We start from the raw sequence: 19,479 nt of genomic DNA on the forward strand, positions 1-19,479 counted from the left end.
AAAGTCGTCCTGGTTTGTCCCGGTTTGTCCGCCGCATGACGCACAGCCTGATCAATGGGCACCGGCAATGACGACGGCAAGGCTCGCCACTGGCCCGCGATGACCACCGCTCAAGTGCACATTTTCATGCGCCGCTCGGCATCCCACAGTGCGCGCCGGGCCATGTCGTAGGCGCTGTCGGCCGCACTGAGCAGGCTGTGCTCGGCCTCCACAGGATCGGCGCCATTGTTGAAACGGTACTCAGCGCGCTGCAGCGCATCCAGGTGCGTCATCACCGGGGCAAGCCACTGCCGGCGCTGCTGCCCATTGCAACGCGGATAGCGCTGCTCCAGTGCGCCCAGCGCAACACGAATGCGGCGGCTGGCTTCACCCTTCATGTCCGGCGCTTTTTCGTAACGGATGGGCGCCGCCTTATAGGCATCTCCGGTAGCTTCGCTACCCAGATCAGACGGCCGCTCGTGCAGTCGGGGATTGAACGCCACCTCCGGTGGACGCCGTGCCTGCGCAGGCTGAATGTCCGGGCCATGAATCACCCGCGCACCAATCTGGCCCAGGGTCGGCGGCTTGGTCTTGTCCTCGAACATGCCGGAGACCATTTTCTCCAGCGGCCGCTCGCCAACGCCGGTAGCCAGTTCATCACGGTGTTCGAACACGCGTTCGGTCGCACTCTTCTGGCGTGGATCAGCGCCGTCCTTGGGCACCGCCAAGTTGCCGTCCCTGCCATACAGTCGCTGCGACCACCCCACCTGCGCTGCCGCAGGTACGCTCGCAGCGGTCGCTGCAGCCGCTACCGACGCAGATGGCACATTGGCCGCAACCGCTCGCCCATCGACCACTGCCGCGACCGGCGCGGCCTGCTCATCCGACACGGCTGCTGTCGTCGCTTGTTGCGGGAGCGACTCCACGGCAGGCGCCGTTGACGGTGTCAACCAGCGCAGCTGGATCCGCGCCTCTTCCCGCGCTACGTTCAGCTCTGGCAGCTGCAACATAAGGCGCGCCAGCCCTGACATGAGTGCCAAGGCAACGACGCCGGCGGTCAGTCGGGTCGATAGCGGTTCGGCTGAACGGTCAGAACGCATGCAACTCCATCAAAAACACGACGCAGAGCAACAACCGGCCCTGTCACGGTACATCCGCACACAGCAGAGACCGACAAGAGCACAACGAGTTCCACGATTGTGCCCTTTGAATGTGTGAACCTGTGGCAAGAGTGGGTCATCATCGGGCAAACGCCGTCATCGTTCGCAGCACAAGGAGCCGTACGTGAATACCGTTGCAGCACAGAACCTGGATGAAAGCATCGCCAAGCAGCTGTTCTTTGGCCATATCGCCGAAGATGTCCTGTTCCCCTACCCGCAGATCCGCGAGCGTGACCGCGAGATGCTGGGCGCGATGACCGATGCCATCGACGAGTTCCTCGCCGACAAGACCGCCGAGCTGCGCCAGTACGACCGCGATGCGGAGCAGCCGCCTGAGTTCATCCAGGCGCTGCGCGACATGGGCCTGTTCGGCCTGATCATCCCCGAGGAATATGGCGGGCTGGAGCTCTCCAACGGTGCCTATGCGCGCGTGCTGGGCCAGACCAGCAGCCATGACAGCTCGGTGTCGCTGACCATAGGCGCGCACAGCTCGATCGGCATGAAGGGCTTGTTGCTGTTCGGCAATGACGAGCAGAAGCAGCGCTACCTGCCCAAGCTGGCCAGCGGCGAGATGATCGCCGCGTTCTGCCTGACCGAATCCGGCGCCGGCTCCGATGCGGCCGCCATCCGCACCAAGGCACAGCGCAACGATGACGGCAGCTGGACGCTGAGCGGCGAGAAGATCTGGATCACCAACGGCGGTATTGCCGATTTCTACACCGTGTTCGCGCGCACCGACACGCCCGAAGGCAAGGTCACCGCCTTCATCGTCGAAGCCGGCTGGGAAGGTGTCAGGCACGGCCCACACGAAGACAAGATGGGCATCCGCGCCTCGTCCACCACCACCGTCGCCTTCAGCGATGTGCGCGTTCCCGCGGCCAATGTGCTGGGCCCGGTCGGCAAGGGCTTCAAGGTGGCGATGAACATCCTCAACAGCGGCCGCACCGGTCTGGGTGGCGGCGCCGTGGGCGGCATGCGTGCGCTGATCCGCATGGCCTGCGCCCAGGCCAATGAACGCAAGCAGTTCGGCCAGCCGATTGCCGAGTTCGGCCTGGTGCGCGAGAAGATCGCGCAGATGAGCGCCGACTGTTTCGCCGCCGAAAGCACGGTGTGGATGGTGGCGCACCTGATCGACAGCGGTCGCAGCGATTACTCGGTGGAAGCGGCGATGAGCAAGATCTTCGCCAGCGAAGCCGTGCAACGCAGCTGCTATGAGGCGCTACAGATCGCAGCCGGCAACGGCTTCATGCGCGAACTGCCCTATGAGCAGATGACCCGCGACACACGCATCCTGTCGATCTTCGAAGGCACCAACGAGATCCTGCGCCTGTACGTGGCATTGAACGGTTTGAAGGGCGTCGGCGCGACCCTGAGCGAACTGCAGACCGCGGTGGGAGGCATCTTCAACGACCCGATCAAGGGCTTCGGCGTGCTCAGCGACTACGCTGGCCGCCGCGTGCGCGAGGCTACCGGCTACGGCACCGGCCGTATTCGTGCACCGCTCAACGATGCACTGCGGCCGCTGGCGCGCTTGTGCGAGAAGTACACAGTGGAACTGTCCAAGGCCTCGGACCGGCTGCTGCGCAAGCACGGCAAGAAGATCGCCGACCAGCAGCATGCGCAGAAGCGTGTAGCCGATATCGCCATCGACCTGTTCGTCGGCCTGTGCGTGCTGTCGCGCGTGGAGAGCCTGCTGCAGGCGGGACACCCAGCGGCCGAAGACGCGGTGAAGATCGCCCGCCTGTTTGCCCGCCAGGCGCGTCGGCGCATGGCCCGCAACGTACGCGGATTGGAGCGCAACGAAGACGACATCGTCGAATCGCTGGCCGCATCGGTACTGGAGCGCGGCGGCTACGCCTGGGACGTGATGTAACCCGCGCTGTTTGTAGGAGCGGCGTAAGCCGCGAAGCCACTGCACCATCCGCCGAGAAAGTTCCTGCAATTGCAAACTCCCAGGCAACCGGCAAGTGCATCAGCTTCGCGGCTGATGCCGCTCCCACAACAACATCACCTGCGGCCAACGCTTGTGGGAGCGGTGCAAACCGCGAAACCACCGAACTACCGGCCGAAGAAGATCCTGTAATTGCAATCAACCTGGTGATCGGCAGTTCCACCGGCGTCGCGGCTGACGCCGCTCCTACAAAGGCAGGTCGTCTACAGCCAGCTCACCCTCACGCAGCACCCGCCGCATCAGTGACCGCGCCTGTCGATCCAACCCCAGCACACGCGGCTTCACACCATGGTGGCGATAGCGGCTGACCACCTTCTCCAAAGCCGCCACTGCGGTGATATCCCACAGCTGCGCACCAGATAGATCAATCGTCACCGCACGCCCTTCAGCAACGCGTGGATCAAAGGCATCAATGAAGGCGTCAGCAGACGCAAAGAACACCTGCCCGCGCACCACATAGCGAAGGCTGCCATCAGCCTGATCCAGCGCTTCCACACGCAGCAGGCGCGCTACCTTCAGCGCGAAGAACACACCGCTCAGCAGCACACCAACGCCAACACCGGCCGCCAGATTGTGCGTGCCCAGCGTCACCGCCACCGTCGCCAGCATCACCACACCGGACAGGCGCGGATGCCGTACCAAGGCGCCAAGGCTGCGCCAATCAAACGTGGACACGCTGACCATCACCATGATCGCGACCAGTGCGATCACCGGCACCTGCCCAACCCATGGCTTCAGCAACACCATCAAAACCAGCAGGAACACGCCAGCAAACAAGGTCGACAGCCGACCACGTCCGCCGTACTTCACGTTGCCGACGGTCTGCCCGATCATGCCGCAGCCGGCGATGCCGCCGAACAGGCTGGCGGTGATATTGGCTACACCCAGGCCGGTGCACTCACGACTCTTGGAACTTGGCGTATCGGTGAGCTCATCGACCACGCGCGCCGTCATCATCGATTCGAGCAAGCCCACCATCGCGATAGCCAACGCAGGCATCGCAATGATGCGCAGCGTCTCCAGATCAAACGGCAACGACGGCAAACCCATCCACTGCGGTAGCGCGTCCGGCAGCTTGCCCAGATCGGCGACGGTGGGCAGATCCAGCTTCAGCCACGATGCCAGCACGCTAAGCACCACGATGCAGATCAGCGGGGAGGGAATCGCCCGCACGCCCGGTAAAGATAGCCGCGGCAACCCATAGATCACCAGCAGGCCCAGCGCCAGCATCGCCCAGGTGGCGGCAGTGGCGCCGTGCAGCTGCGGCATCTGCGCGGCGAAGATCAGGATGGCCAGCGCATTGACGAAGCCAGTGCGTACCGAGCTGCTGACAAAGCGCATCAATACGCCCAGCCGCAGCACGCCAAATACGATCTGGATGGCGCCGGCCAACAGACCGGCGGCAAACAGATACGGCAGACCATGCGCACTGATCAGCGGTGCCGCCACCAAGGCCACCGAGCCGGCAGCCGCCGTGATCATCGCCGGCCGCCCACCGAACACCGCGATGACGATGCTCAGCACGAAGGAAGCGAACAGGCCAACCTGCGGGTCCACCCCGGCCACGAACGAGAACGCGATGACCTCGGGGATCAGCGCGAAGGTGGCCACGGCGCCGGCCAACATTTCACGCAGGGGATTGGCACGCCATTGCGCCAGTTCAGAATGCAGGGAGGACATACGGGCTGGCCGCCAGTGCTGGCCGATGAGGTGCGGCAGCGCTGGCAGAATCAAGATGAGGGGCGCGAATTATGCCTGCTTGGGCTGCTGGGTGCTGGTTGGGCTGGCTTGAGTGAACGTCCAAAGCTACCCCTCCCCAGCCCTCCCCTTTGCTCCGCAAAAGGGAGGGGGCAGAAGCTCCCTCCCCTTGCCGCAGGCAAGAGGGCTGGGGAGGGGTGTCTTTCGAGCAGAACCAAAACCCCAAAACCCACCCTGCGGTAGCATTCTCTCCCCCGCATCAGCTTCGCACCCATGCCCCACTACACCGGCCCCCTGCTAACCCGCCCTCTGCTCGAGCAGCTGCAAAGCGCCCTGAAGAAAGGCAGCAGCGAGTTCAGCGTCTCGCTAGACCTCGGCCGCAGCCAGGAACCGGTCAGCCTCAGCACCGACAGCTGGCAGTACCGCGGTCAGCACTACCCGTGGCCGGCCAAGCTCAAGGACCGCACCATCTACTACTGGGATGGCGAGGAGTTCAGCGCCGCCTCGCGCTTCGGCAGCGGCCTGTACAAGCTGGTGCCCACCGACTGGGGCATTCCCACCTTCGAGATCGACGGCATCAAGATGCTGGTCAGCGCGCAGATTTCGCCGCTGGACGACGCCCGCCGCAAGGTGGCGCTGGTGGAGCCACGCGGCAAACAGGTGCTCGATACCTGCGGCGGCATGGGTTACTTCGCCGCCTGCTGTCTGGACGAAGGCGTGGCGGGCATCCGTTCGTTCGAGAAGAGCACGGAAGTACTGTGGCTACGCACCCTGAATCCGTGGTCACCGGATCCCGATGGTGAACACGCAGGTGGCCGCCTGCAGTTGAACCACGGTGATGTCTCCAAGGAGATCGAAGGCATCGCCGATGCTTCGATGGACGCCGTCCTGCACGACCCACCGCGCTTCGGTATTGCCGGCGAACTGTACTCGCAGGTGTTCTACGATCACCTCGCCCGCGTGCTGCGCAAGGGCGGCCGTCTGTTCCATTACACCGGCGCCCCCAACAAGCTCACCAGCGGCCGCGACGTCCCCCGCGAAGTCGCCACCCGCCTGCAGAAAGCCGGCTTCAAGGCCGAGCTGGCGCTGGATGGTGTGCTGGCAGTTCGCAAGTAACCTTCTTTTGTAGGAGCGGCGTAAGCCGCGAAGCTCGTACCCCTTCATGCCCCCCAGTCCAATGGCTGTCTCATTGGCACCAGCTTCGCGGCTTACGCCGCTCCTACAAAAGAAACCAAGCTGTATACGCCAGCCTTCACCTCGCCTGCGCGACACTGCGCATTCCGAAGCGGAGGCAGCCCATGGCAACCGAAACCGTACGCGGCAAAACCGTCACCATCCATTTCGACGGCGAGCGTTGTATCCATTCACGCAACTGCGTGCTCAGCCATCCGGACGTATTCGTGCCGAATGTGGTGGGTGAATGGATCCACCCAGATGCAGTCGCCCCGGAAGAAGTGGAGCTAATCGCACGCAACTGCCCTTCCGGTGCCATCCGCTACGAATACAACGACGGCACGCACAGCGAACCGGCACCGGTGGTGAACCTGGTGCATATCCGTGAGAACGGCCCGCTCGCCTTCAACGCACCCCTGCTGATCGCCGGCAAAGACGAAGGCATGCGCGCCACGCTGTGTCGTTGCGGCGAATCGCACAACAAACCTTTCTGCGATCACCGCCATGTCGAGTGCGGCTTCATCGCTACCGGTGAACCGGCGGAGAAGAAATCCGAAGCACTGCCACAACGCGATGGTCCGCTAAAGGTGAATCCAACCAGGAACGGCCCGCTGCACGTGGTTGGCAATCTCGAAGTCGTCAGCGGCACCGGCCGCACCATCGACCGGCTCACCGAAACCTGGCTATGCCGCTGTGGACACTCCAACAACAAACCTTTCTGCGATGGCAGCCACAAGAAGGTTGGATTTCAAGCTGATGGCGAGTAGCCAGCCGCATCAACCTGAGCCACGCGAGTCATCCAAGAACCTCGAGTCATGCACTGAATTGGAGTGTTTACATAACCGGCAGCCAGGCGCTCTCCCACCAGAACTGTTGTTGCCAATAAGGTCACGAAGGATGAGTCAAAGATCATAGGAAAGCAGGTCATACCCCGTCGCCGCACGCACCACGCGCTGATGCACGAACGAGCCGCTGCCGCCGTTGGTCAGCACCACGATGCCTCGCCTGCGCTGCGCGTCACCAATGGCGAAATTCTTGAAGATGCCGCTGTTGCTGCCGGAATGGTAGAACACCGGGCCATCACGGGTCTGCTCCGTGTTCCAACCCAGCCCTTTCTCGGTCCATCGCCCAGGCAAGCTGATCTGCGGCGTGAGCATCGCCTGCCGCGCAGCCTCACTGATCTCCCACGATGCGCGCTGTCGCCCGGCCATCATCAGACTCAGGAAGCGCGCGTAATCCTGCATCGTCGTACGCAGGCTCGCTGCTGCATTGGCGAGGATATCGCACGGCCATGTCACCAAACCCGGCGGCGCCAGCGCCAGCACTTCCGGCATTGCGCGTTCGGCATCTGCGTACCTCCACGCGGACAGCGGTTTGCCCCAGCGATCCGCGACCTGCTGAGCAACGCTCCATTGTTCGCGGATCACCTGTCGTGGTGCACTGCCATCCACACGATCATGCGCGGGATGGCCAAAGACAGAGCGTGCTGCCAGATCCGCGTTCCACGTATAGCTGCTGTCCTTCATGCCAGCCGGACCAAACAGATGCATCTGCATCGACTCATCCAGACTCTGGCCGGTGATTGCTTCAACCACCAGTTGCAGCCACACGAAGGCCTCACCGGAATAGTTGATGCGTGTACCAGGCTTCACCATCGGCACCAGCTTCTCGGTTGCTGGCGACTTGCGCCAGTCGGGCAGACCGGTCGTATGCCGCAGCACATCGCGCGCGGTGATCAGCGCAAGCCACGGATGATCACCGAGATAGTCCGGGCGGCAGTAGCCCACCAAGGGAATGTCAAGATCGATGCGTCCCTGCTCCACCAGCTGCATCACCAGATAGGCAAACATCGGTTTGCTGAGCGACGCATCCTCGAACACCGTGCGCGCATCGACTGGCGTCTGCGTCTGCGCATTGGCGAGGCCAAATCCCCTGCTCCACGCCACAACACCATCTTCAACCACGGCGATACCAACACCGGGAACCGCGAAGGCCTGCATGATCCGCGGCAACTCGGCGAGGAATATGTCGTCCGGAATCCAGCTGCCGCTGGCGGCACCCTTGCATGGGACAGCCAGCGCTTGCGCCGAAGGCAACGCGGCGAGCATGCCGAGGCTTGCGGAGTGGGTGATGAAGCGACGACGACCTGAATCTGTGCGAATCGGCATTGCCAGCAGCCTCCGGTACGGATAGCTGAGCTTAGCCGGTGTTCCGGACACGTTGGGCGAAACATCTGCACGCGTTGTCGCCCGCATGCAAACCCGCACCGGCCCCCAAAAGAACAACAGCGCGAAACCTGCGCTCCACGCTGTTGTTGCAGCGGCAAGGGGCTGGGCTCAGCCCCCATGACTCAGAACGAGTACGCGACCGTGACCCGGGCGTTGCGACCCGGCTCGCTGTAACGCCCGATGCCGTCATCGTTGACGTAGCCGTACAGGGTGTTGGTGCCCTTGTTGATCACCCGCACGCGCTGCCACAGGTAGTACTCGCGATCGGTCAGGTTGTAGATGCCTGCGGTCAGTCGCAACTGCGAGGTGATGTTCCAGCTGCCGGTCAGGTCCAGCACCGTGTAGCCATCGGCCTTGCCTGTCCACGCCGGCACCACCTGCGTGCCATTGGCTGATGTGGTGTAGGCGTCGCTGGCACGCTTGCCCCAGGCGTGGGTCAGGTTGGCGCTGACGTTCCACAACGGCGAAGGTGCATAGCGCACACCGAGTACCGCGCTGGCGGGCACGATGCTCTCCAGCGGATCACCATTGTGCTTCTCGCCCTTGCTGTACGCCGCCGCCATCCGCGACGACCACGCATCGGCGATCTGCCAGCGCCCTTCAAGCTCGGCGCCCTTCACCGTCACCTTGCCTGCATTGACCGGCATCGTGCTGTTATAGGTGTACTGCACGGGGCCGGTTGCCGTTGTGCGATAACCATTGGCATACGGCACCGCCGTGGTCACCGTCTCGATGAAGTTGTCGTACTGGTCGCGGAATACCGAGAACCCCAACTGCGCGCGATCGGTGGTCCAGCGGTAACCCAGTTCGATGTTCAGGCTCTTCTCCGCGTCCAAGTCCGGATTGGACATGGAAGTGTTGAGCTGGATCGGTGCACCGCTCACTGCATCGAACGCGGCGCTGGCGCTGGTCGGCGAGTACAGATCTGCCACGCTCGGTGCACGGAAGCCACGGCCCAGCTGCGCCCACAGTGCATGGTCGGGCAGGAAGCGGAACTCCGCCCCCACCTGCCAGCTCGGCGCCTGGAAGCGAAGGTCACGCACGCTGCCGGTCTTGTCGACAAAAGTGCTGTCTACCTGCGGCGAGTAATCGTAGCGGTCATAGCGCAGGCCACCGCTGAGCTGCAGGCGCTCGTCGAACAGGCTCAGGCTGTCGCGCACGTACAGGTTCCAGGAGCGGGCATCGGTCTTGGGCACCTGGCGCGGATCATGCTCCACGCTGGCAATGTCGCCAGCCGCATTCCAACGGGTGTCCACTGCGGTGTAATCGATGTAGCGCTGCTGCCAGGCCAGGCCGTAGCCGATGTCATGCCGCACCGGGCCTTCCACCACCTTGCTGAAATCCAGCGCTGCGCGGTCCAGGGTCTGCTCGGTGGCGCGGTCTTCGCTGCGCTTGCAGGGAGCACCGCCACCCGGGCAACCGCTGCCGGCCAGAATGCGGGTAACGCCGCGACTGTCGGTGATCTGGCGGTCCAGCTGCGCATCCATGGTGTCGAACACGGCATTGCCTGCACGCCACTGCCAGGTCACGCCATAACGGTCGCGGTCATTGCGATCGTCGCCCTTGCGCTCCAGGTAACCCGGCGCGTACACGCGGGAAAGATTGTCGACCTCGTTGTGGGCGCGGCCGCGCTCGTACATGAAGCCCAGCGTGTGCGCATCCGACAACTGCAGATCAACCTTGCCCAACAGGTTGTCACGCGTGCTGTCGACTGGGTCCGGCGTGCGCCGACCGACACCGATTCGATCCACCGTGCTGTCGTACCAGCTTTCGCTTTCATGGCCTTCGCGGCGGGTGTAGACCAGCATCGACTCGACGATACCGGTGCGGTTGGCGAAGCTCAGCGTGCCCATGCTCTCGTCGTTGGAGCCGCTGTAGCCGAACTTCACCCCTACGTGGGTGTCGTTGCCTTCAGGCTTGAGATAGTCCGCCGGGTCCTTGGTGGTGAACACCACCGCGCCGCCAAGCGCACCGCTGCCGGAGGTGATCGAATCGGCGCCCTTGACCACCTGCAGGCTCTTCAGCGTATCGATGTCCACATCGCCGCGGCCGCTGCGGAAAAACTCGTAGGAGCGCGCTGTCTCCACCGATTCGGCCAGACTCAGGCCATCGACGGTGATGGCCACGCGGTCGCTTTCCAGACCACGGATATTGAAGCCGTTGTCACCGAAGCGGCCCATGTCCACGATGCTTACGCCCGGGATGTAGCGGATCGCCTCTTCCATGTTGTTGGCCATCTCGGCATCGAGATCGGCGGCGCTGAGCACGGTCACGTTCTGGTTGCGCGACTTGCTTTTCTTTGCCCGCTCGGCCTCGACGCGGACCGTGTCCAGGTTCGAGGCGTCAGCCAGCGCTTCGGCGCAGGCAGTGCCGGACAGGCTGGCCAGCACGGCCAACGCAAGCAGTGATACAGCTGGATTCATGAGATATCTCCACAGAAAGGTAATGGCGGGAATACGCCGTTCCTGGCTGCTCGATCACATGGACCATGCCGGCTGGGGGGCATCGGCGCCGTGCAGGCGCCGTGTCATTTCAAAAACTGGAGCGACCGGTCACAAGCTGCGACCGGCACGCGAGGCTCAACGGTTGCCGTTGGCCGAATGGGCACCGGCAACCGGCTCGGGATCGCGGGCGTCGACGATGCCGTCGCCATTGCTGTCAGCACGCTCGAACAGCCGCTTACCGGACACCTGATACTCGGCGAAGGTCATGCGGCTATCCTTGTCGGTATCCAGCGCATCGAAACGCACGCCGGCCTGGCGGCTCGCCGCGGCGCGGACCTTGCTGCGCTGCGCGTCCAGCCGGCCTTCAAACTCGGCGGTGTATTCGGCCAGGTCCAGCACGCCATCGCCGTTGGTATCGGCAGCGGCGAAGGTCGCGTTACGTGCAGCGTCGAACTCTGCGCGCTCCACCAGTCCATCGCCATTGCGGTCGTACAGCTCCAGCATGCCGTTGGCGGTGTGCGAGGTTGGAATCTTCAGCGGATCGCGGTTGTCACTGGCAGCGGTTTCCTGGGTCGCGTCCTGACTCTTCTCGTAGCCAGCCCAGGTGCGCTCACCGGCGGCATCGAACTCGGCGCGGCTGATGCTGCCGCTCTTGTCGCGGTCCAGCGCCTTGAATCGGGTATCGGTCTGGCGCAGGTGGCCGGCACGTGCGTCGGCCAGCCGCACATCGAAGCGCTGCAGGTATTCGTCCACGTATTCCTGGCGATCGACGTGCCCGTCATTGTTCGCATCGGTAGCGTCATAGCGCTGCCGACGGAACTGCTCGAACGCATTCCAGCTCACTGCGCCGGTCTTGTCCGGATCGAATTGGGCCAGGAAAGCGGTAACCGTCGGCGATACCACGGGCGGCGCGGCGGCCTGCGCCGAGGCAAGCGGGGCCAGCACCGCAGCCAGCATCGTGGCGACAGCAAAGGAGGTTTTCATCGGGGATATCCCTGTTGGAAAGCGGCTTAGGGTTCGAGCACGCGGAAGCTGAGCGTGTAGTTGTTGCCGTATTCCGGCGCAGCGGCCCCGGCCGGTGCCGGGCCGCGGTAGCGGATCAGGGCCAGATAGGTGCCCGCTTGCTGCAAGGCGAACGAGGCCTTGCCGGCAGCGTCGGTGGTCAGCTCGACTGGAGCCGACTGGATCTCGTCATCGCCGCGTGCGGCGTGGATTTCCACCTTCTGTGCCGGCAACGGCTTGCCGTCGTAATGCACCTCGAAGACGAACTGCTCACCGACATACAGGTCCGATGGATGGGTCACCGGCACCAGCTCCAGTCCCTTGCCATACGGCGCCAAGGCTTGCCGGGTCGGCGCACCGGCGGTCAGGTAGACCTCCGAGCGCGACAGGCTCTGGTAATGCGAGAGCACGGTGGCACCGGCCGGCAGTAGCTTGGCCGGATCACGGCTGCTTTCCTTGCGGCCATCCACTTCCCAGGTGCGGAACACGGCGCCAAGGCGGTTGCCGGTAGAGAAGCGGTAGGTGCCCTTCTTGCCCGGCAGGGTCTGTTCGACCACGGCGCGGGTCTTCAGTCGCTGCACCACGTCGGGCGCATGCTGCACACCGTCAGGATCGGTGACGACGAACTCGCTGTTGTCGAACACCACTTCGGGCACGAAGAAATGCTCGGCGAAGCTCGCATCCAGAGTAACCGTGCTGGTCAGCTGCACCTTGAAGGTGGCCGGTGCGAAGTACGGCGTATGCGCCTGGGCAGGCAATACCGCAGCAGCCAGCAGCAGGCAGGCCAAAGGACGGAAGTTCATCGGAGGGTCTCATGGAGGTGACCGGCGCGATGCCGGCGGCCGATACGTTAAGTCAATTGCGAATGATTCGCAATACCATTTGTTCGCAAACAGCAGCGAATGACCTCGCGCCTGGTACCTGGCCGAGCGCCGGAGCCGGAACAACGGCAACGACGGGCTCGCGTTGGTCGCGCATCGGCATCGCGTTGAGAGCCAGACCCATGTATTGCGGGTGATCGCTGACTGGATCGCCTTCTACAACCAACAGCGCCCTCATCAGGCGCTGAAGATGATGACCCCAGACGCGGCCTATGCCGTCAAATAAACCGCGTGACCTGAGCAGAAAGCGTTGGGCCATTACAGCATTCCGTCCTCGTGGAATCCGGGACCGCCCTCTGCCTCAAGGCGCGCCATCGATTGGCGGGTGCTGAAATCCATGCACCAACGCTTCCTCCGGATCGTAAGGGAAAGGGTCAATCGCTACAGTTCTCGATGCATTGTCTACGGGCTTGCGCAGATAGCCCGTCCAGCCCTCGGTGACATTGCGAAGATCAATCTCCGACCCGATTTCCGGCTGCTGGCACGCATCCACGCTCATCTCAATGCGGTGTTTGTCCCGAATAAATGCGGCCAATTGCTCCTCATCAAATGAGCGCGCCAGGTACGGATACTGAATCAGAAGTTCGGATCTCCCATCACGCTCAAGCTGCCTGTTAACCAATCCGAAAAGCCGATCAACACGCCCTACCCGTTGTTCATTGTCACCTGGCGTCCAGGCGATTCCGTAGTGATGCACCTTCCGGCACTGCATATGCAGGTTCACCCCTTCCTGCAGCACCGACGTCGCGGCCAGCACGTTGGGATAGAAGGGCGTATTGAAACCCAGTATCAGTCGTTGCCGGTCGTGAACTGCTCCGCTGGCGTAGAACGCGGGGCTGCTCAGCCCTGTCAGCTTGTTCCAACTGTGACGATCCTCTTCGGAAACGTTCTCACACAACGCCACGAACGTCGCCAATGCTGCACGGAAGTAGGCCAAGGCCAACGACTCATTCAACCTGTCGTCAAGGAATTCCAGGAAATCCAGATAGCGCCGCTGCGCGTCGCCGGCTTCTCCGCGCCTGCGAAACTCCACGTGGTTGCAGTACAGCTCCACGATCACCGGACTGGCGAAGAGAAAGCCATGCTTGAGATAGCGACCGAAGCTCTCTGCAAGCGAAGCGTCACCTGCCAACTGCTCGATCGTCTTCTTGTCAGCTTCATTCAGCTTGCAGTACATCCTCCCCCACAACGTCGGCATCGACTTGGCAAAGGCAAGCTTCGCGCCGATATGGTGGGTTTCGCCGCAGCGTGCCTGATGCGCCGCGGTTGCGTACTCGTCACGCAGTCTTTCACCGGAGTGTCTGCGATGATAGAAGTCGTAGCCCTCCATGCGGTAATCGCGGGCCGGTTCAAGCAGCAGTGAGAGAAGGCTATCCGGCTTGCGCAGACGCAAGCTGAAGTTCGAGCAATCGGTACTGCGATCGGCCCCCGCCTTCTTCACGACGAAGAGATTGGATACATGTGAGTGGACGTCTGCGTCCGCATCGGAATGCTCATCCTCAGCCTGTTCCTCGCCATCTTGCAGCGCACTTGCATCGTCCTGACCTTCCTGCTTGAACAGGCGATTGAATGCCTCCCGCGACCAGAGGCTGGCCTTCCATCGATCCAGCAACTCCCCTGTGTCATCAGGCGCAAGGGCCTGCACGATCCTTCGCCCCATCTGCCGGTCATAGGCCATGTTGATGCGCTTGGCGATCTCGCGTACTGACGGAATCCGACGCACGAACACCAAGTGTTTATGCTCGTGAACGTCAATTCCTGCATCGAAGATGTCGACCGGTACACAGGCGTTCAGCAGCGCATCGTACTTGGGATGCGAAGGCAAGCCACCGAGACTGTCGTGCATACGTGCCAGCCTCGTCAGGATCTCCGTGTCCGGGGCTCCCTGGAAGTCCCGCTTGGCCGTATCCTCTTCCGTGTCCCGCTCATCTCCCGGCGCCTGCACTTGGAAGGACTCGAAGCCTTCAAGGTAGCCATAGAGGAAGCGTCGCCCTTCCTTAAGCTGTTCCAGAACCAACATCTTCTGGTAGAGCGCGAAGAACAGCTCGGCTTGCGGGTCACTTCCAAGATCTGCAGGCACGGCCACCTCATGACGGTAGCTATACTTGTCGTAAGTACCACCGCGTCCCTTCATGCGACGCATGCGGCGCAGTGCATACTTCCGCAGCAGGCCATCTGGCGTCTCGCCGTCAACATTGGCTATGTAGCCGAGGATCGCGGTGATGTCATCCATGGATTTATGGCTTGGCGTAGCCGTCATCATCAGAGCACGCTTGCCCAACCGGTCATCCGGGGGCCCAAAGAAGCTGCGCGCGGCGTTGGCCCGTTGGGATTTTCCATCGCGATTGCGGAAGTAGTGCGCCTCATCGACTATCAGCAGGTCGAAGCCCTTCCCGCCCAATGCCGCCTTCAGCCGTTCGTGAATGGCTGCAGCCGCCGTCGCGGCGCCCTTCAGCTTATCGAAGCCCTCATCATGATTGTCACGTACCAGTCCGCTCAGCGAGTGAATGGTCGTAATGAACAGGTTATGCGCCTTCTGCTCAACGGCGTCAGCCAACTCGTCCAAAGACCAGACCAGTTTCGCCATGTGCACCGCCTCGCCGCCTGGAGCGCGCACCACGTTGTCGGTTTCACGGTAGTGCATTCGAACGAACTTGACGTACTCCCGCTGCCAATGTCGGCAGATATCGCGATTCGGTGCCATCACCAGCACATTGGCATTGGGCGCTGCCTTCCACAGCACCGCCATTACACCCAATGCCTGCAGTGTCTTTCCCGTGCCCACTTCATCAGCCAACAACGCTGCACCGTGTTTTCCCAATTTGTTCCACAAACCGGCCACGCCCTCAGCCTGACGCGCAGGCATTGATCCGTCGCTCTCATGGTAGGTCCAGTTCGGCCTCTCGCGATCAAAGGCGATCCAACCAGCCATGCTTTCCGGCGTCACCGCCGCCCAGTCCTCAGCGCTCATAGCCACAGGCCTCCCGGAGCCGCCGCATGTACACGGCATTGCTGCGGATCTCCGCCGGTAGACGCGCAGCCCGCTTGTTCGGCTTCAGGCTCTCCCATTTGCTCCCCGAGGGTGGCACGCACCGCTCATATTTCCTTCGGGTACGCCCATGAGCCTCAAGAGCCAGCGCGTGCAGCGTATCCACCTCCTGCAGGAGGAACCAGTTGAAGACAGCACTGCCGCTTGACGTCGCGACCTGCGCGTTCACCTTGCCGACAAGCTCCTGCAGGCTGCCCGGCAACACGAACAGCATCTTGTCCAGCTCATCCCTCCGGGCAACGTCACGCAGTCGTTGGCGGAACTGCTCGAAGGCGTGGAATACCCTGAAGTAGCTCAATCGGCCTGCCTCGGCAGCGAACGTCAGCGATGCAGGAACGTCGTCGGGGACATCATCATGCCTCAGAACGGTGCGCAGCCTTGACATCCCACTGGTTCCTGGATCGTTGCCGTTGACCAGGTCATTCAATAGGTCATTCAAGGAATCGTACGCTTGGGCCCGTCGATGGTCTTGCCCTGTTTCCTGCACCAAGCCGCGGAACTCCAGGTTGCCTGCGCGCCAGACTTCATAGCTGTGATCTGCCAGCAGTGCCTCGTTATCGGCCAGCTCCAGTTCGATAGTTTCGAGCTCCCGAACACCCTGACGCCTCCGTGGCCGCCACTGCAGCGGAATGCGTTTCTGCACACCCGGCAAACGCAAGTCGTAGCCCGTGACCTCCTTCCCTTCATCGAGCCAGCAGCCCTGCAGGTCGTACTTCCCGCTCTCCCAGTCGAAGCGCACCATCAATTCGAATGGCAGGGGATAGGAGGGTGCAATCAGCGCCTCATCCTCCAGCATTTCATCAGAGCCAAAGTCCGCAGCTACCAGATCGAGGGACGGACCTACAATGCTGGCATCGAGGGAAACATCCAATAGAATTCCTGCTTCCACATTGCGCAGATCAAAGCTCGCGCTACCGGGTTCCGTGCAGTTCCACGAGCCGATGGCAAGACGCGCCGTTCGGCCCTTGGCCAACCAGATCTTCGCGTGGCTCATCTCGATCTCTTCCGCACGCGATGATGGTCGGTCGTGGAAGCTAAGTGCATCTTCGCTGAGCATCTTTCCAAGCGCTTCCGTCCACTTGGTACGCACATGCCGGTTGCCGACGCGATCAGGCACGACGGAGAACTTAAGATCGCGGCCTGCGACTCCTCTTATCTTCTCCAGTAGCCCAGCCAGATCAATTGCGAAATACGGCGACCACACGGATAGCCGCTCGGCATGGTCGTCATCCAGCAGAACTTCAAGGAAGGTCTCTCGCTCGAAACTGTGTACAAAGCGCCAGTTCGGATCACGGTTCTCGAAGCGCCGTCGCACGCCCAGCAACGTCGCCCCATCCAGCTTCGCTGCCACCAGCAGTGGTTGGAAGAATCGCTTTACCTGTTGGTATTGCTCGTTATTGCTGACCGTACGAAATGTAAATGCCTCCTGGTTTCGTCCCCATCCACTGACGCTGAGGTTGGCGCTACCGGCTCCCAGTACCATCCGGCCATTGGCGCCTTCCAGAAAGATCACCTTGGGATGGAAGAGTGACTCCCTTCCGAACTTCCCGGCCTCCAGCCGCCGGGGCAACACGCCATGCACCGCAACAGCCGTGCGCTTGAGTTGGTCTGCCTCCATCATGCGCAGGTCGCAGAACACGCGCAGGTCGATGCCACGCTCGGACAGTTGCTGCTGCATGTCCTCGAAGTCCCTCCGACTGGTCGGCGCATCTGCTTCAAGCAAAGCAGGCAGTATGTGGATCTCGAAGAATGGAATGCCAAGGTTGAAGGTGGTGAACCAAGCCTTCTTCAGGGGCCCCAGTTCGCGCACCTGTTGACGAAACGCATCCAGAAGCTTCATGCCAGACCCCGCAGGCCTGACAGGAGGTGACGAAACTGCGGCACATAGTAGTGGTGAACCCAAGCGCCCAAAGGTCTCTCCCCCCGGGCTGGCAGCCGGCGAGTACGTACGTCGACCTTGAGCTGACGCCCATCGATCAGGCGCAACCAGGACGATTGACGACGGGCTTCCATCACTTTGTCGTGGTACTTGAGTAGTTGCACCATCTGCTGCCGCACGTCGGTAACGCGTGCCAACTCCAGGAGTTCATGCAACCGCTCGGCAGCAGTGCCGGATACCTGGCCCTGCATCACCGTGTCGTTCGCGATCTTAGCCGCCAGGTCCGGCAGAGTGCTTCCATCTCGCCCCAGTTCCGTCCACTTGTCTCGCGCTTGGTCAAGAAGCTGCGACTTATCCGAGAGCATTGCCTCCAATAGCAAAGACAACTCAGCCAGAAATGGCTCCAGCAACCGCACATGCTCGAGCTTTTCCCAGTCGGCTTTCTGCAGGGAGTGCTGTTTTATCGATATGGCAAACACCTCACTGGCCGGCCGCCCCCCTTCCTGATCGCGCGACTTCCACTCCTGTTCCAGCACCTGATACAAGGCCCCCGGGGCACCTTGATCCAGATGGGTGACTCCGAGCCAGAAGTCTCGCGCATACGCGCCAACTGCCGCCGGGGAACGAAAGGCGTCCACAAAGGCTTTCCTGATCTCCACGGGTACATCCGCAAGCGTATGCCCGGCCTCTTGATGGCCGTCGGCAAGCACCTCGGACAGATGCGCGCACGCCAGCTCTTTCAGCCGCCCCAAAGGTCCGGTTACCGAGAATAACTGCCTCTGCGCCGTCTCCCACTGTGGCAGGGCCTCTGGCAGCGCATAGTCGTAGCTACTGTTGAAGAACTCCATCTCAACCAGTGGCGTCTTGTAACGGCCGCTGACACCGAGTGAGTTCTGCCTCGTCAGCACATGGGCCTTGGGCTCGTGGCTGAATATCAATCGCGGGTTACCCTTCGCCGCACTCCCCCAAAACCCCCGTGCCTTGGAAATACCCAGCACCCCCGTCGTTTCCACACCCGGGCGCGCTTGCGCCTCAACCATGGCGTATACGAAAACGTTCTCCAGATAGATCAGGCACGCTTGCCTGAAGGCAGTTGAGTCTTTCCCGCGACCGGCATAAGCCTTGTCCTTGAGCCATCGCTTCCCTAGTTGCACGCGATCATTCTCAATGAGGCTCTTGACAACAGCGTGATTGAACAGATTGAGCGTGTAATTGCGGACGTCATTGGACGTTGAGCTGAGACGATTACGGAAGATGTTCTGCCCATAAGCGGACCAGATCACCTGAAGGCCCAGCGGGTCCAGGTTCAATTCGCTACTGATCTGTTCGTCGAACTCAGTGAGATAAGTTTCCAGCGATCCCGGCGATTTCATGAACGCTTCCCCCAAACATGCGAAGTACTCAAGCTCACTCGACAGCCCCCCGCCATGCACTCGAAAGCCGCATTGCAAAGTCCCTTTGTCCTCTGTTCAATTATGGCCGAGTCGCGGCGATCACGGAGACTGCTTTACTCCTCAACGAGCGCCGTCACCTCTTGATCCGTGGGGAGCAGGAAGTAAAGGAGAAGGGTGCCTCCAACCCTTTGGGGCCCGATATAGAGCCGAACTCTCTTACAGTCGTCAGAACCAATTCTGACCTCGCCACAACGTCGTTCCATGCCAAAGCACTTTGATCGTTCGAAGGTAGCCAGGCTATTGCCGCCTCCAGCGGACAGCTCGCGTCCAAACCGCCTCCAACAGGAGGCCACACGCGGTGTTTGCTTGAGCCCATCCCGGGAGCTTGCACGGATGCAGGACGAATGCTGGCCCGTCTTCCAGCGCGCCGAATATAGGCGCCAAGTAGGTACTACACGACAAAGGCACCGCATCGCGGTGCCTTATCTGCTGCGCGATCCACCATAGTTTGGCCAATTCAGTCCGGTAAAGTGGAGTTCCCAGGATTTCCTAGACAGAGCTAGCCTCTGTTGGGGGTAGCATTGGGAGACAGTCATGTCTGCAGGCAAGATCACCAGCAAGACCCGGCAAGCCTACAAATT

The 19,479-nt window shown here is 61.8% G+C and carries 13 protein-coding genes; 3 read left to right on the forward strand and 10 right to left on the reverse strand.

The genetic code is table 11. The features are described from left to right. Positions 1-110: 110 nt before the first annotated feature. Complete coding sequence (locus ACVOLS_RS15815; protein WP_481546403.1) at positions 111-1,079, reverse strand: hypothetical protein; 969 nt, start codon at positions 1,077-1,079, stop codon at positions 111-113. Positions 1,080-1,263: 184 nt separating this feature from the next. Here ACVOLS_RS15815 and ACVOLS_RS15820 point away from each other — a divergent pair, with 184 nt between their 5' ends. Beyond that, entirely contained in the window at positions 1,264-3,012 is a 1,749-nt protein-coding gene (locus ACVOLS_RS15820) for an acyl-CoA dehydrogenase family protein (protein ID WP_481546404.1), read from the forward strand. Between the two features lie 264 nt (positions 3,013-3,276). On the opposite strand, the gene ACVOLS_RS15825 is transcribed toward ACVOLS_RS15820, so the two are convergent. Next, entirely contained in the window at positions 3,277-4,770 is a 1,494-nt protein-coding gene (locus ACVOLS_RS15825; RefSeq protein ID WP_481546405.1) for a SulP family inorganic anion transporter, read from the reverse strand. A 291-nt stretch (positions 4,771-5,061) separates the two neighbouring features. On the opposite strand from ACVOLS_RS15825, the gene ACVOLS_RS15830 reads away from it, so the two are divergent. Further along, a complete protein-coding gene (locus tag ACVOLS_RS15830; RefSeq protein ID WP_481546406.1) occupies positions 5,062-5,904 on the forward strand; it encodes a class I SAM-dependent methyltransferase in 843 nt (280 codons plus the stop codon). Positions 5,905-6,086: 182 nt separating this feature from the next. After that, complete coding sequence (locus tag ACVOLS_RS15835; protein WP_481546407.1) at positions 6,087-6,728, forward strand: CDGSH iron-sulfur domain-containing protein; 642 nt, start codon at positions 6,087-6,089, stop codon at positions 6,726-6,728. 135 nt (positions 6,729-6,863) lie between these two features. On the opposite strand, the gene ACVOLS_RS15840 is transcribed toward ACVOLS_RS15835, so the two are convergent. The 8 genes from ACVOLS_RS15840 to ACVOLS_RS15875 form a co-directional block, all read right to left on the reverse strand. Then, positions 6,864-8,129, reverse strand: a complete 1,266-nt coding sequence (locus tag ACVOLS_RS15840) for a serine hydrolase domain-containing protein (RefSeq protein WP_481546408.1) — start codon at positions 8,127-8,129, stop codon at positions 6,864-6,866. A 182-nt stretch (positions 8,130-8,311) separates the two neighbouring features. Beyond that, positions 8,312-10,612: a TonB-dependent hemoglobin/transferrin/lactoferrin family receptor gene (locus ACVOLS_RS15845; RefSeq protein WP_481546409.1), complete on the reverse strand. Its 2,301-nt coding sequence runs from the start codon at positions 10,610-10,612 to the stop codon at positions 8,312-8,314. A 156-nt stretch (positions 10,613-10,768) separates the two neighbouring features. Beyond that, complete coding sequence (locus tag ACVOLS_RS15850) at positions 10,769-11,617, reverse strand: EF-hand domain-containing protein (protein WP_481546410.1); 849 nt, start codon at positions 11,615-11,617, stop codon at positions 10,769-10,771. Positions 11,618-11,643: 26 nt separating this feature from the next. Continuing rightward, positions 11,644-12,438 (reverse strand): DUF4198 domain-containing protein, encoded by a 795-nt coding sequence (locus tag ACVOLS_RS15855; protein ID WP_481546411.1) that lies wholly within the window; start codon positions 12,436-12,438, stop codon positions 11,644-11,646. Positions 12,439-12,490: 52 nt separating this feature from the next. Next, positions 12,491-12,775, reverse strand: coding sequence for a hypothetical protein (locus ACVOLS_RS15860; RefSeq protein WP_481546412.1), 285 nt, complete (start codon positions 12,773-12,775; stop codon positions 12,491-12,493). Positions 12,776-12,817: 42 nt separating this feature from the next. Next, positions 12,818-15,487: a DEAD/DEAH box helicase family protein gene (locus tag ACVOLS_RS15865; protein WP_481546413.1), complete on the reverse strand. Its 2,670-nt coding sequence runs from the start codon at positions 15,485-15,487 to the stop codon at positions 12,818-12,820. Further along, positions 15,477-17,405, reverse strand: coding sequence for a hypothetical protein (locus ACVOLS_RS15870; protein ID WP_481546414.1), 1,929 nt, complete (start codon positions 17,403-17,405; stop codon positions 15,477-15,479). Before ACVOLS_RS15870 ends, ACVOLS_RS15865 begins: the two co-directional genes overlap by 11 nt. After that, positions 17,402-18,817: a hypothetical protein gene (locus ACVOLS_RS15875; protein ID WP_481546415.1), complete on the reverse strand. Its 1,416-nt coding sequence runs from the start codon at positions 18,815-18,817 to the stop codon at positions 17,402-17,404. Before ACVOLS_RS15875 ends, ACVOLS_RS15870 begins: the two co-directional genes overlap by 4 nt. Between the last annotated feature and the right edge of the window lie 662 nt (positions 18,818-19,479).

The sequence above is a fragment of the Stenotrophomonas sp. STEN038 genome (assembly GCF_056759895.1).